The organism is Herbidospora daliensis (genome assembly GCF_001570585.1).
GTDB lineage: Bacteria > Actinomycetota > Actinomycetes > Streptosporangiales > Streptosporangiaceae > Herbidospora > Herbidospora daliensis.
In genome coordinates this window covers 107,954-121,305 of the sequence record NZ_BBXF01000012.1, presented here as the reverse complement: position 1 = coordinate 121,305, position 13,352 = coordinate 107,954, and the positions used below count along the sequence as shown (strand labels likewise).

Below are 13,352 nucleotides of genomic sequence, written 5' to 3'. Positions count from 1 at the left end.
CCCCCCACCGCCCCACCCCACACCGCCCAAGGCGCCAGCCCCCGCTCCCCCAACCCGCCGCAACGCGCGATCTGCGCCGGCCCGAGGCCATGACCAGGAGAACTCATGAGGCCGACGTCGCGGTGCGGACTGTGCTGGCTAGATGCCGTGATCGCCAATTCGTGCGGCCGGCACTGGAGGTGACCATGCCAGCCCGAGGCCCTGATCAGGCGAACCCGTGTGGCCGAGGGTGGGACGCGACCCGAACTGGCCCGAGGCAGCGATCAAGCGAACCCGCGTAGCCGAGGCCGGGATGCGACCCGAACTGGCCCGAGGCCGTGATCAGGCCAACCCGCGTAGCCGAGGCTGGAATGCGACCCGAACTGGCCCGAGCCCGTGATCAGGCCAACCCGCATGACCGAAGCCGGGATGCGATCCGAACTGGCCCGAGGCCGTGATCAAGCGAACCCGCGTAGCCGAAGTCGGGATGCGATTCAAACTGGCCCGAGGCAGCGATCAAGCGAGCTCGTGAGGCCGACGTTGGAGTGTGACCGCTGCTGGTCTGCGGCGGCGACGGCGCGAGCTGTGTAGCCAAGGTCGAGATGCGGCCTGCGCCAGCCTCCGGCGTCAAGCGAGCTTGTGTAGCCAAGCTTGAGATGCGCCCTGTGCCGGCCTTGGGTCTCAAGCGAGCTCGTGTGGTCGAACGTTCGAGCGTGATCTGTCCTGGCCAAGGCGGCGATCAGGCACATTCGTCGGGTGGTGTGGGCGGTGTCGGCCTGAGCTGACAGCCGGGTGAGGCCATGCGACTGGCGTGGCCGTGTGGACGTGATCAGCCCGAGACGGCGTCAGTCGGGTCAACGTGTTCGGCGTTGCAAGAGCTGCGGCGGCTTGAGCTGGCGATCAGGCTAATTTGTCTGGCTATCGCGGGACTGGCCGGCGAGCGCACTACCGTCCACAACCAGAACACCTTCAGGCTGCCGGCCAGGCATCGGACTGCACTGGTTCACGACCGTCGACCTCAGGGCAGCCCGACGATCACCCCAGACCGCCACAAAACGCCCCAGAACAGCAAAAGGGCCCGGAGGAACTCATCCCCCAGGCCACACAAGAACTCCCACGGCAATCACTTCAAGCGCCGCTCATATGGTGCCCGCTCGGGCGCGTCCGGGTCTGGACCGAGGAGCGCAGGAGAGCGAAGCGAACCGGAGCGACGAGGGAAGACCCGGACTAAGAGCGCCCGAGCCCGCGTGTGCGGAGCACACGCAAAATCACACAGCACCCTCGATGGGCTCAGAAGTCAGCAGGCCCTCGGAGACCTCGCGCAGCGCGATCGAGAGCGGCTTCTCCTGGGCGTGGGTCTCGACCAGCGGCCCGACGTACTCGAGCAGGCCCTCGCCGAGCTGGGAGTAGTAGGCGTTGATCTGACGCGCGCGCTTGGCGCCCATGATGACCAGGCTGTACTTGCTGTCGACGACGTCGAGCAGCGAGTCGATCGACGGGTTGGTGATGCCCTCGGCGTAGGTGGAGCTGGTGGTCACAGTAGGGGTCCCCTAGCTAGTCGGATCGTCAGCCATCAAATCTATCAGCCGTCGACATACCTCTTGCACCGACGTGTTGACAAGGGTGAGGTCGAATTCTTTCTCGGCCGCCATCTCGACCCGCCCGGCGTCGAGGCGGCGGGCGATCACGTCGGGTGGTTCGGTGCCGCGTCCGCGCAGCCGGCGCTCGAGCTCTTCCCACGTCGGCGGGGCGAGGAAGACGAGCAGGGCCTCGGGCATGGTGCCGCGGACCTGGCGCGCACCCTGGAGGTCGATCTCGAGCAGGGTGGGCTCACCCTTGGCGAGACGCTCCTCGACGGCGACGCGCGGGGTGCCGTAGCGGTTGCCGGCGAACTCGGCCCACTCCAGCAGGTCTCCGTCGGCGATGAGCCGGTCGAACTCGGCGTCGTCGGCGAAGAAGTATTCGACCCCGTGGGTCTCCCCGGGGCGGGGTTTCCGGGTGGTCACCGAGACCGACAGCCACACCTCTGGGTGTGCCCGCCGGAGCTCGGCGACGACCGTGGACTTGCCGACGCCGGACGGCCCGGACAGGACCGTCAGGCGTGTCAGAGGCATGGAGCCACCGTATCGCGCCCCGTCCCCTCCGGTTTTCTCGGCCTCGTGAGCCGTGCCGCCGTCGGACCAGGACGTCGTGGTCAACTCAATGCCCCTCTGGTGTCACGCGATCCCCGGCCATCCCGGGGGATGGCCGAAAGCGTACGCCTCAGCTTTCCGCGCCACCGAATTCGCGCTCCAGAGAAGCGCGCTGGTTGGCGCCAAGTCCGCGCACGCGGCGGGATTCGGCGATACCAAGACGTTCCATCAGCTGCTTGGCGCGGACCTTGCCCACGCCAGGGAGCGACTCCAGCAGAGCCGAGACCTTCATCTTGCCGATGACGTCGTCGGTCTGCCCATCCTTGAGCACCTCGGCAAGAGACACCGCGCCATGCTTGAGACGGTTCTTGACCTCAGCACGCTCCTTGCGGGCCTTCGCAGCCTTCTCAAGTGCTGCGGCGCGCTGCTCGGGGGTCAGGGGAGGAAGAGCCACGCCGGGTCACCTCGAATTTCTGTCGATGTACTCGGACGAGAGGGGAAATTAGCTGGTCCTTGCCCCTTCCGGCAACGTCAAGACCTGTTTCTAGCAAAGAAATCTAAATAAACTACGCCCCGTAATCGCAAATTAACTGTCCGTCGATGAAAACGGCCTCATCAGGGGCGGGACAGTGATGTGCGCCTCAGTGCCGCCGCGATGGCCGCGGCGCTCGCTCCGGGGTCGGCCGAACCGGTGATCGGACGCCCGATCACGAGGAGGTCTGCGCCGTCGGCAAGCGCTCTCTCGGGGGTCGCGACGCGCGCCTGGTCCTGGGACGCCGCGCCCGCCGGGCGCACCCCGGGCGTGATGAGCGTGATGCCCTCCCCCACCTCGGCCCTGACCGCCGCGACCTCCATGGGAGAGCAGACGAGCGCCTGGGCCCCGGCGCCCACCGCGAGCGCGGCGAGACGGCGTACGGCGTCCTGAGGCGGCCCCTGAAGCCCGATGGCGGCCAGGTCGGGCTCCGACAGCGAGGTGAGCACCGTGACGGCCGCGATGCGCGTCTGAGGCGCGTTCTCGACGGCCGCGCGGATCATGGCGGCGCCGCCGGTCGCGTGGACGGTCAGGAAGGCGGGCTTGAGCCGGGCGACGGCCTTGGTGGCGCCGGCGACGGTGTTGGGGATGTCGTGCAGCTTGAGGTCGAGGAAGACCTGCACGCCGCTGGCGCCCCGGACGGAGGCGATCACGTCGGGCCCGTAGCGGAGGTAGAGCTCCAGGCCGACCTTGACGGTCGAGACGTGGGGGGTCACCAGGCTCGCCCAGCGGGCCGCGGTCTCCAGGTCGGGCGCGTCCAGGGCGACGGCGATGGGTGCGGGCGTCACAGGGAACTCTCCTCACGGTCGGTGCGGTGGGACGGGCGGTGAGCCAGCCCCACCGCGTCGGCGAGCCGGTCGAACCCGCGCTCCTGGAGGAGTTCCTCCAGCTCTCTGAGCACGCGGTGGCCGGCGTACGGGTCGTGGAACAGGACCGTACCCACCGCGACCGCGCAGGCTCCGGCCAGGACCAGCTCAAGGGCGTCGCGGCCGCTCGTGACGCCGCCCATGCCGATGACGGGGGTGCCGGGCAGGGCGGCGTGCACCTGCCAGACGCACTTGACGGCCAGCGGCCGGATCGCGGGGCCGGACAGGCCGCCGGTGCCGGCGGCCAGGGCCGGGCGCATGCGGTCGACGTCGATGGCCATGCCGACCGGGTTGTTGATCATCGAGAGGGCCTCGGCGCCGCCGTCGACGCACGCCTTGGCGATGGCCACCACGTCGGCGACGTCGGGCTGGAGTTTGGCGATCACCGGCAGGTCGTAGCGCGCGGCGGTGCGCACGGCCGAGACGACCTCACCGGCCGCCGACGGGTCGCGGGCGAAGACGCGGCCCCGGTCTTCGACGTTGGGGCACGACAGGTTGACCTCCAGCGCGGTCACGCCGGGGGCGTCGGTGAGCTTGCGGGCCAGCGCGGAGAACTCGGCGACGCTGCCGCCGCCGATCGACACGACGGTCCGGACGCCGCGCTCGGCCAGCCAGGGCAGCTCGCGGGCCAGGAAGACGTCGACCCCCGGCCCCTGGAGCCCCACGGCGTTGAGAAGCCCTGAGGGCGTCTCGGCCATGCGGGGGGTGGGACGACCCGCCCGGGGCGCCATCGTGATCGTACGGGTCGTCAGGGCCCCGAGACGGGTCACGTCGGCGAAGGGGGCCAGCTCGCGGCCGGTCCCGGCGCAGCCGGAGGCGGTCAGGATCGGGTTGGGCAGTTCGACGTGCGCCAGGTAGGTGCGCATGTCAGCGGGCACGGTCGCCTCCCGGCGCCCCGTGGGCGTCGAACGGGATCGTGCCGACGTCGTCGAAGCGCACCCGCTCGCCGCGGAAGACCGGCCCGTCGACGCACGCCCTGGTCATCCGGGTGACGCCGTCGTCGCCGATCACGGGAACGGTACAGGTCATGCAGAGCCCGATCCCGCACGCCATCAGCTCCTCGACGCTGACCTGCACGGGGATGCCGAACTCGGCGCACACCGCCGTCACGCCGCCGAGCGTGGCCATCGGCCCGCACGCGTAGACGACGTCGGCGTGCGTGTCGGCGATCACCCCGGGCAGCACGTCGACCACCGACCCGCGTACACCCAGAGAGCCGTCGCGGGTCGTGAGGGTCGCCGTCTCGGCCATGCGCCGGGCGCGCAGGGCGCCGAAGACGCGGTCGGAGGAGGCGGCCCCCAGCACGAAGTCGACCCGGCAGTTGCGCTGCTGCAGCGCGTCGGCCAGGGCGAACAGCCCGGCGGCCCCGTATTCGGAGCCGACCAGCAGGCAGGAGGCCGGGTCGCGGGGCAGCGGGAAGGGCCGCCCGAGCGGGCCGATGAGATCCAGCGGATCACGGGCCCGCCGGTCGGCCAGCCAGGCGGTGCCCGCGCCGCGCACGGTGAACACCAGCTCGACGGTGCCGCCGTAGTCGGGCTTCACGTCGTGGACGGCGAAGGCCCGGCGGGTCAGGGTCGAGGTCCGCGGCCCGCCCACGGCGACGGTGACGAAGTGGCCGGGCCGGAACCGGTCGGCGATGCCCGGCGCGACGACGGTCAGCGCGTGGTAGGCGTCGACCCGGCGCATGGTCAGCACCGTCCCCGTCACCTGCACCGGGCTCCCGGCCACGTCGAACTCCCTTGTCAGCCCCTGAGGCGCTGAGCGTGCTCCTGGAGCGAGCGCACGCCCACGTCGCCGCGGACGATGTGCTGGATGCCCTGCACCGCGGCGGCCAGACCCTGGACCGTCGTGATGCACGCGATTCCGCGCAGCACGGCGGCGGTGCGGATCTCGTAGCCGTCGAGCCGCGGCCCCGACTGGCCGGGGCTGCCGAAGGGCGTGTTCACGATGAGGTCCACCTCCCCGTCGAGGATGCGCCGCACGATCGTCGGCTCGCCGTCGGCGCCCGGACCGTCGCTCTGCTTTCGCACGATCTTGGCATGGACGCCGTTACGGCGCAGCACCTCGGCCGTACCCTCCGTCGCCAGGATCTCGAAGCCGAGCTCGGCCAGCGCCTTGACGGGGAAGATCATCGCCCGCTTGTCCTTGTTGGCCACCGACACGAACGCCCTGCCCTTGGTGGGCAGGCCGCCGTAGGCCGCCTGCTGCGACTTGGCGTAGGCCGAGCCGAAGCCGGCGTCGACGCCCATGACCTCGCCGGTCGAGCGCATCTCGGGGCCGAGCACGATGTCGACGCCGCGGAACCGGTCGAACGGCAGGACCGCCTCCTTGACCGCGATCGGCGAGTCCATCGGCAGCGTGCCGCCGTCGCCGGAGGAGGGCAGCATGCCCTCCTCGCGCAGGCCGGCGATGGTCGCGCCCATCATCACCCGGGCCGCCGCCTTGGCCAGCGGCACCGCCGTGGCCTTGGAGACGAACGGGATGGTCCGGCTGGCGCGCGGGTTGGCCTCCAGCACGTACAGGACGTTGGCCGCCATGGCGTACTGGACGTTCAGCAGGCCGCGCACGCCCACGCCCTTGGCGATGGCCTCGGTGGCGGTGCGGATGCGCTTGATGTCGAAGCTCCCGAGGGTGATCGGGGGCAGCGCGCAGGCCGAGTCGCCGGAGTGGATGCCGGCCTCCTCGATGTGCTCCATGACGCCGCCGAGGTAGAGCTCCTCGCCGTCGTAGAGGGCGTCGACGTCGATCTCGATGGCGTCGTCGAGGAACTTGTCGATGAGCACCGGGTGGTCGGTCGCGGCCTTGCCCATGTACGTCGTCAGCGTGTCGTCGTCGTACACGATGGCCATACCGGCGCCGCCCAGGACGTAGCTGGGCCGGACGAGGACCGGGTAGCCGATCTCCTCGGCGATGGCGCGGGCCTCGTCCACGGAGAGGGCGGTGCCGTGGCGCGGGGCGGGCAGGCCCGCCTCGGCCAGGACCCGGCCGAACGCGCCGCGCTCCTCGGCGAGGTGGATGCTCTCGGGCGGCGTGCCGACGACCGGCACCCCGGCGTCCTTGAGCGCCTGGGCCAGGCCCAGCGGGGTCTGGCCGCCGAGCTGCACGATGACGCCCGCGACGGGGCCGGTGACCTGCTCGGCGTGCACGACCTCCAGCACGTCCTCCAGCGTGAGCGGCTCGAAGTAGAGCCGGTCGGAGGTGTCGTAGTCGGTCGAGACGGTCTCGGGGTTGCAGTTGACCATGACGGTCTCGAACCCGGCGGCGGCCAGCTCGAACGAGGCGTGCACGCACGCGTAGTCGAACTCGATGCCCTGCCCGATGCGGTTCGGCCCGCTGCCGAGGATGATCACCTTGGGCCGGTCGCCCGTCGGGACCTCGGTCTCCTCGTCGTAGGTCGAGTAGAGGTAGGGGGTCTTGGCCGCGAACTCCGCCGCGCAGGTGTCGACGGTGTTGTAGACCGGCCGCAGCCCCAGGGCGTGCCGCAGGTCGCGGACCCGCACCTCGTCGAGGCCGAGGATCTCGCCGATCTGGACGTCGGAGAAGCCGTGCTCCTTGGCCTTCTTCAGCGTCGGCCCGTCGAACTCGCGGATCTCCGAGGCCACCTCGTGGATGAGGAACAGCTGGTCGAGGAACCACGGGTCGACCTTGGTCGCGTCGTGGAGCTCCTCCAGGGTCGCCCCGGCGCGGATGGCCTGCTGGATGGTGCGCAGGCGGCCGTCGTGCGGGACGCGCATCTGGGCGATCAGCGACTCCTTGGGGGCGACGGGGCCCGTCCAGGAGAACTGGGAGTCCTTCTTCTCCAGGGACCGCAGCGCCTTCTGCAGCGCCTCGGGGAAGGAGCGGCCGATGGCCATCGCCTCGCCGACCGACTTCATGTGGGTCGTGAGGGTCTGGTCGGCGCCGGCGAACTTCTCGAAGGCGAACCTCGGCACCTTGACGACCACGTAGTCGAGCGACGGCTCGAAGGAGGCCGGGGTCTCCTTGGTGATGTCGTTGGGCACCTCGTCGAGCGTGTAGCCGACGGCCAGCTTCGCGGCGATCTTGGCGATCGGGAAGCCGGTGGCCTTGGACGCCAGCGCGGAGGACCGCGAGACGCGCGGGTTCATCTCGATGACGATCATGCGGCCGGTGGCCGGGTCGACGGCGAACTGGATGTTGCAGCCGCCGGTGTCGACGCCGACCTCGCGGATGACCGCGATGGCGACGTCGCGCATGTTCTGGTATTCGCGGTCGGTCAGCGTCATCGCGGGCGCGACGGTGACCGAGTCGCCGGTGTGCACGCCCATCGGGTCGATGTTCTCGATGGAGCAGACGATGACGACGTTGTCGGCCCGGTCGCGCATCACCTCCAGCTCGAACTCCTTCCAGCCGAGGATCGACTCCTCCAGGAGGACCTCGGTGGTCGGCGAGGCGTCGAGCCCGGCCCCGGCGATGCGCCGCAGGTCGGCCTCGTCGTGGGCGAACCCGGACCCGGCGCCGCCCATCGTGAACGACGGCCTGACCACGACGGGGTAGCCCAGTTCTTCAGCGCCCGCCAGGCACTCGTCCATGGTGTGGCAGATGACGCTGCGGGCCGACTCGGCGTTGAGGCCGTGTTCTTCGGCGACCTTGGCGACGATGGTCTTGAACTTCTCGCGGTTCTCGCCGGCCTGGATGGCGTCGAAGTTGGCGCCGATGAGCTCGACGTCGTAACGCTCCAGGACCCCGCTCTCGTGCAGGGCGACGGCCGCGTTGAGGGCGGTCTGGCCGCCCAGGGTCGGCAGCAGCGCGTCGGGGCGCTCCTTGGCGATGATCTTCTCGATGATGTCCGGGGTGATCGGCTCGACGTACGTGGCGTCGGCGAACTCCGGGTCGGTCATGATCGTGGCCGGGTTGGAGTTGACCAGGATCACCCGGAAGCCCTCGGCGCGCAGCACGCGGCAGGCCTGGGTGCCCGAGTAGTCGAACTCGCAGGCCTGCCCGATCACGATCGGCCCGGAGCCGATCACCATGATCGACTGGATATCCGTCCGCTTAGGCACCCATGACCTCACAGAACTCGTCGAACAGGTAGGCCGCGTCGTGGGGTCCGGCGGCCGCCTCGGGGTGGTACTGCACGCTGAAGACCGGCCGGTCGAGCAGCCGCAGGCCCTCGACGCAGTCGTCGTTCAGGTTGACGTGGCTCACTTCGGCCCGCCCGTAGGGGGTGTCGAAGGGGCCGTCGAGGGGGGCGTCGACGGCGAAGCCGTGGTTGTGGGCGCTGATCTCGACCTTGCCGGTCCGCCGGTCCTGCACGGGCTGGTTGACGCCGCGGTGGCCGTAGCGGAGCTTGTAGGTCCCGAGCCCCAGCGCGCGGCCGAGGATCTGGTTGCCGAAGCAGATGCCGAAGACGGGCTTGCCCGCGTCGAGCACCCCGCGCATGGTCGTCACGGCGTGGTCGGCGGTCGAGGGGTCGCCGGGGCCGTTGGAGAAGAACACGCCGTCGGGGCCGAGGGCGAGGATCTCCTCGGCCGTCGCGGTGGCGGGCAGCACGTGCACCTCACAACCGCGCTCGGCCATGCGGTGGGGGGTCATGCCCTTGATGCCGAGGTCGACGGCGGCGACGGTGAACCTCTTCTCGCCGATCGCCGGGACCACGTAGGTCTCGGTGGTCGCGACCTCGGCCGCGAGGTCGGCTCCGGTCATCTCGGGGCTCCGGCGCACTCTTTCGACCAGCTCGTGTACGGGAGGCAGCGCGTCGCCCGAGAAGACGCCGGCCCGCATCGCGCCCCGCTCGCGCAGGTGGCGGGTGAGGGCGCGGGTGCCGCGCATGGCGATGCCGACCACGCCCTGCTCGCGCAGGTAGTCGTCGAGCGACCGGTTGGCGCGCCAGTTGGAGTGGACGCGGGCCGGCTCGCGGACGACGTACCCGGCGACCCAGACGCGGCCCGACTCGGGGTCTTCGTCGTTGACGCCGGTGTTGCCGATGTGCGGCGCGGTCATCGCGACGATCTGGCGGTGGTAGGAGGGGTCGGTGAGGGTCTCCTGGTAACCGGTCATGCCGGTGTTGAAGACCATCTCCCCGAACGTCTCCCCGACGGCGCCGTAAGGCACCCCCTCGAAGACACGGCCGTCTTCCAGAACGAGCAGAGCGGTCATACGAGCTTCCCATCGAGAACGGTCGGGCGGCCCCGCAGGAAGGTCGCGACGACGCGGCCGGGCAGGGTGAGGCCCTCATAGGGCGTGTTGCGGCTGCGGGACACCATCGCCGTCGGGTCGACCGGGGTGCGGACGGCCGGGTCGTACAGGGTGATGTTCGCGGGCGAGCCCGGCTCCAGCGGCAGGCCCTGGCCCGCGAGGCGGCCGATGCGCGCCGGGCGGACCGACATGCGGTCGGCGACCCCGGCCCAGTCGAGCAGGCCGGTCTCGACCATCGCCTCCTGGACGACGCTGAGCGCCGTCTCGAGGCCGATCATGCCCATGGCCGCCGCGGCCCACTCGGTCTCCTTGTCCTCGACCGGGTGGGGCGCGTGGTCGGTCGCGACGCAGTCGATCGTGCCGTCGGCGAGGGCCTCGCGCAGCGCGGCGACGTCGTCGTGGGTGCGCAGCGGCGGGTTGACCTTGTAGATCGGGTTGTACGGCCCGACCGGCGACGCCTCGGCGCAGGAGTCGGTCAGCAGCAGGTGGTGGGGGGTGACCTCGGCGGTCACGTTCCAGCCCTTGGACTTGGCCCACCGGATGATCTCGACGGACCCGGCCGTCGACACGTGGCAGACGTGCAGCCGCGAGCCGACGTGAGCGGCCAGCAGGCAGTCGCGCGCGATGATCGCCTCCTCGGCGACCGCCGGCCATCCGGTGAGCCCGAGCCGCCCCGAGACCTCGCCCTCGTTGAGCTGCGCGCCCTCGGTCAGGCGCGGCTCCTGGGCGTGCTGGGCCACGACGCCGTCGAACGCCTTCACGTATTCGAGCGCCCGCCGCATCAGCACGGCGTCGCTGACGCACTTGCCGTCGTCGGAGAACACCCGGACGCGGGCCTGGGAGTCGGCCATCGCGCCGAGCTCGGCCAGGTGCTTGCCCTCCAGGCCGCTGGTCACGGCCCCGACGGGGTGGACGTCGCAGTGGCCGGCCTCCTGGCCGCGCCGCCAGACCTGCTCGACCACGCCGGCCGTGTCGGCCACGGGCGAGGTGTTGGCCATGGCGTGGACGGCGGTGAAGCCGCCCATCGCGGCGGCGCGGGTGCCGGTCTCGACGGTCTCGGCGTCTTCGCGGCCGGGCTCGCGCAGGTGGGTGTGCAGGTCGACGAGGCCCGGCAGGGCGATGAGCCCCTCGGCCTCGATGACGGTGTCGCCGCCGAGCCCGGCGCCGATCTCGGAGATCAGCCCGTTCGCGATGAGGATGTCGCGGGGCTCGCCGCCCAGGATGCGGGCGTTCCTGATCACGATCACTGGTTCTCGCCTCCGATGAGCAGGTAGAGCGCGGCCATCCGCACGGTCACCCCGTTGCCGACCTGCTCGACGATGGTCGAGCGGGGGGAGTCGGCCACCTCGGCGGAGATCTCCATGCCGCGGTTCATCGGCCCGGGGTGCATCACGATCGCGTCGTCGTGGAGCTTGGCGAAGCGGTCGCGGTCGAGGCCGTAGCGGCGGCTGTACTCGCGCGCGCTGGGGAAGTAGGCCGCGTTCATGCGTTCGAGCTGCACGCGCAGCATCATCACGACGTCGGCCTTGGGCAGGACGGCGTCGAGGTCGTAGGACACCTGGCAGGGCCAGCGCTCCACCGAGACCGGCAGCAGCGTCGGCGGGGCGACCAGGGTCACCTCGGCGCCGAGGGTCGACAGCAGCAGCACGTTGGAGCGGGCCACCCTGCTGTGCAGGATGTCGCCCACGATGGCGACCTTGAGGCCGTCGAGGCGGCCCAGGCGCTGCCGCATCGAGAAGGCGTCGAGGAGGGCCTGGGTGGGGTGCTCGTGGGTGCCGTCGCCGGCGTTCAGCACGCTGCCGCGCACCCAGTTGGCGAGCCGGTGGGGGGCGCCGGAGGCGCCGTGGCGGATGACCACGGCGTCGGCGCCCATGGCCTCCAGGGTCAGCGCGGTGTCCTTGAGCGACTCGCCCTTGGAGACGCTCGACCCCTTCGCCGAGAAGTTGATCACGTCGGCCGACAGGCGCTTGGCGGCGGCCTCGAAGGAGATCCGGGTGCGGGTGCTGTCTTCGAAGAACAGGTTCACCACGGTCCGGCCGCGCAGGGTCGGCAGCTTCTTGATGGAGCGCTCGGAGACGCGGGCCAGTTCCTCGGCGGTGTCGAGGATGAGCAGGGCCTCGTCGCGGGAGAGGTCTCCGGCGGAGATCAGGTGCTTCACTTGGCCGCCCCCTCGGTCTCGTTCTTGAGCAGTTCGACGGCGTCGCGGCCGTCGATCTCGGAGAGCAGGACCTTGACCTTCTCGCTCTTGGCGGTCGGCAGGTTCTTGCCGACGTAGTCGGCCCGGATGGGCAGCTCGCGGTGGCCGCGGTCGACCAGGGTGGCGAGCTGGACCGCCTTCGGGCGGCCGAGGTCGTTGAGGGCGTCGAGCGCGGCCCGGACCGTACGGCCGGAGAAGAGCACGTCGTCGACGAGGACCACGGTCTTGCCGTCGACGCCGCCGGCCGGGACGTCGGTCTTGCCGAGGGGCCGGGCGGGGCCGAGCCGGAGGTCGTCGCGGTACATGGTGATGTCGATCGAGCCGACCGGCACCTTCACGCCCTCGAACTGGGCCACGCGCTCGGCCAGGCGATGGGCGAGGGTGGCGCCGCGGGTGGGGATGCCGAGAAGGACGACGTCGGAGGCGCCCCGGGTCCGTTCGAGGATCTCGTGGGCGATCCGGGTGAGGGCCCGGTGGATGTCCGGCCCTTCGAGCACGGCCCTGGCTACTTGATTTTGGGCATGCGTCATCGGAAAGTTCACCGCCTTTCCCGCCTCACGGGACGGGTCTTAAAAGGGTGTCTGGCCACCGAAACCCTACCAGGCCCCCTGCCGCTGCCAGCGGGGACGGGTCCCATGGCAGGTAGGAGGCCGACCGTCACGGAGCGCCCGAAATCCGAAGGATGCTCGGTTCTCGCCGAGAGCACGGTTTCGCCATCTTTTCCCAATCGACTTGACCTTTGACTGTGACGGCTTTACCGTCACTGTCCGTAACCACAACTCTCGACCTTCCTGGGTAAAACCCGACGCAACGGTCACCGTTGGTACCTGCCCCCAGGTGCCGCACCCGGTGAACCGGGCATACGGGACGTGGGCACACAATCAAGTAAGAACAGACATAGAAAGCCGGGGGCCCAAACGATGCCGTCTGACTACGCCAAGTCGCTTGGCGCGCGGCTGCGCGCGATCCGAACACAGCAGGGCTTGTCGCTGCACGGGGTGGAGGAGAAGTCCCGCGGCCGCTGGAAGGCCGTCGTGGTGGGCTCTTACGAGCGTGGCGACCGTGCGGTGACCGTGCAGAAGCTTGCCGAACTGGCCGATTTCTACGGGGTGCCGGTGTCCGAGCTGCTTCCCGGGGGCACCGCGCCCTCCCCGCTGCTGCCCACGCCGAAGCTCGTGATCGACCTTGAGCGCCTTGGCCAGTTGCCGAAGGACAAGGCCGGTCCGCTTGCCCGCTACGCGCAGACCATCCAGTCGCAGCGCGGTGACTACAACGGCAAGGTGCTGAGCATCCGCCAGGAGGACCTGCGCTCCCTGGCCGTCATATACGACCGGTCGCCGGCCGAGCTGACCGAGGAGTTCATCGCGTGGGGCGTCCTCGACGCCGAGGCCCGCCGCGCCGTCGAGTCGTTCTGATCCCGCGATCACCCCTTCCGCGAGCCGGGGTGATCGCGCTGGTCATTTCGGACAATTAACGCTAAAACATCCTTC

12 protein-coding genes are annotated in these 13,352 nt (G+C 70.4%); 1 reads left to right on the top strand and 11 read right to left on the bottom strand.

Annotation, left to right across the window (positions count from 1 at the left end; translation table 11 throughout):
• Positions 1-1,247 precede the first annotated feature (1,247 nt).
• The 11 genes from rpoZ to pyrR form a co-directional block, all read right to left on the bottom strand.
• On the bottom strand, positions 1,248-1,517 hold the full coding sequence (rpoZ, locus tag AW274_RS37320) for a DNA-directed RNA polymerase subunit omega (protein WP_062342647.1): 270 nt from the start codon (positions 1,515-1,517) through the stop codon (positions 1,248-1,250).
• A gap of 12 nt (positions 1,518-1,529) precedes the next feature.
• Positions 1,530-2,093, bottom strand: coding sequence for a guanylate kinase (gene gmk, locus AW274_RS37315; RefSeq protein WP_062443453.1), 564 nt, complete (start codon positions 2,091-2,093; stop codon positions 1,530-1,532).
• A 148-nt stretch (positions 2,094-2,241) separates the two neighbouring features.
• On the bottom strand, positions 2,242-2,565 hold the full coding sequence (mihF, locus tag AW274_RS37310; RefSeq protein WP_030450375.1) for an integration host factor, actinobacterial type: 324 nt from the start codon (positions 2,563-2,565) through the stop codon (positions 2,242-2,244).
• A gap of 161 nt (positions 2,566-2,726) precedes the next feature.
• Entirely contained in the window at positions 2,727-3,431 is a 705-nt protein-coding gene (gene pyrF, locus AW274_RS37305) for an orotidine-5'-phosphate decarboxylase (RefSeq protein WP_062443450.1), read from the bottom strand.
• Entirely contained in the window at positions 3,428-4,387 is a 960-nt protein-coding gene (locus tag AW274_RS37300) for a dihydroorotate dehydrogenase (protein ID WP_232320679.1), read from the bottom strand. Before AW274_RS37300 ends, pyrF begins: the two co-directional genes overlap by 4 nt.
• Positions 4,377-5,195: a dihydroorotate dehydrogenase electron transfer subunit gene (locus AW274_RS37295; RefSeq protein WP_062443493.1), complete on the bottom strand. Its 819-nt coding sequence runs from the start codon at positions 5,193-5,195 to the stop codon at positions 4,377-4,379. The genes AW274_RS37300 and AW274_RS37295 overlap by 11 nt, the downstream gene beginning before the upstream one ends.
• A 56-nt stretch (positions 5,196-5,251) precedes the next feature.
• Positions 5,252-8,530, bottom strand: coding sequence for a carbamoyl-phosphate synthase large subunit (carB, locus tag AW274_RS37290; protein ID WP_062443444.1), 3,279 nt, complete (start codon positions 8,528-8,530; stop codon positions 5,252-5,254).
• Positions 8,523-9,626, bottom strand: a complete 1,104-nt coding sequence (carA, locus tag AW274_RS37285) for a glutamine-hydrolyzing carbamoyl-phosphate synthase small subunit (RefSeq protein ID WP_062443442.1) — start codon at positions 9,624-9,626, stop codon at positions 8,523-8,525. The genes carB and carA overlap by 8 nt, the downstream gene beginning before the upstream one ends.
• Positions 9,623-10,912, bottom strand: a complete 1,290-nt coding sequence (locus tag AW274_RS37280) for a dihydroorotase (protein ID WP_062443440.1) — start codon at positions 10,910-10,912, stop codon at positions 9,623-9,625. The genes carA and AW274_RS37280 overlap by 4 nt, the downstream gene beginning before the upstream one ends.
• Positions 10,909-11,823: an aspartate carbamoyltransferase catalytic subunit gene (locus AW274_RS37275; RefSeq protein ID WP_062342635.1), complete on the bottom strand. Its 915-nt coding sequence runs from the start codon at positions 11,821-11,823 to the stop codon at positions 10,909-10,911. The genes AW274_RS37280 and AW274_RS37275 overlap by 4 nt, the downstream gene beginning before the upstream one ends.
• Complete coding sequence (gene pyrR, locus AW274_RS37270) at positions 11,820-12,392, bottom strand: bifunctional pyr operon transcriptional regulator/uracil phosphoribosyltransferase PyrR (RefSeq protein WP_083975465.1); 573 nt, start codon at positions 12,390-12,392, stop codon at positions 11,820-11,822. The genes AW274_RS37275 and pyrR overlap by 4 nt, the downstream gene beginning before the upstream one ends.
• A 390-nt stretch (positions 12,393-12,782) precedes the next feature.
• Here pyrR and bldD point away from each other — a divergent pair, with 390 nt between their 5' ends.
• Positions 12,783-13,277 (top strand): transcriptional regulator BldD, encoded by a 495-nt coding sequence (gene bldD, locus AW274_RS37265; RefSeq protein WP_030450384.1) that lies wholly within the window; start codon positions 12,783-12,785, stop codon positions 13,275-13,277.
• Positions 13,278-13,352: the final 75 nt, after the last annotated feature.

What these genes read in the sequence shown, in the direction of transcription:
- gmk (WP_062443453.1), bottom strand. Translation starts at nt 2,093, where the DNA reads ATGCCTCTGACACGCCTGACGGTCCTGTCCGGGCCGTCCGGCGTCGGC.
- AW274_RS37295 (WP_062443493.1), bottom strand. Translation starts at nt 5,195, where the DNA reads ATGCGCCGGGTCGACGCCTACCACGCGCTGACCGTCGTCGCGCCGGGC.
- carA (WP_062443442.1), bottom strand. Translation starts at nt 9,626, where the DNA reads ATGACCGCTCTGCTCGTTCTGGAAGACGGCCGTGTCTTCGAGGGGGTG.
- pyrR (WP_083975465.1), bottom strand. Translation starts at nt 12,392, where the DNA reads ATGACGCATGCCCAAAATCAAGTAGCCAGGGCCGTGCTCGAAGGGCCG.
- bldD (WP_030450384.1), top strand. Translation starts at nt 12,783, where the DNA reads ATGCCGTCTGACTACGCCAAGTCGCTTGGCGCGCGGCTGCGCGCGATC.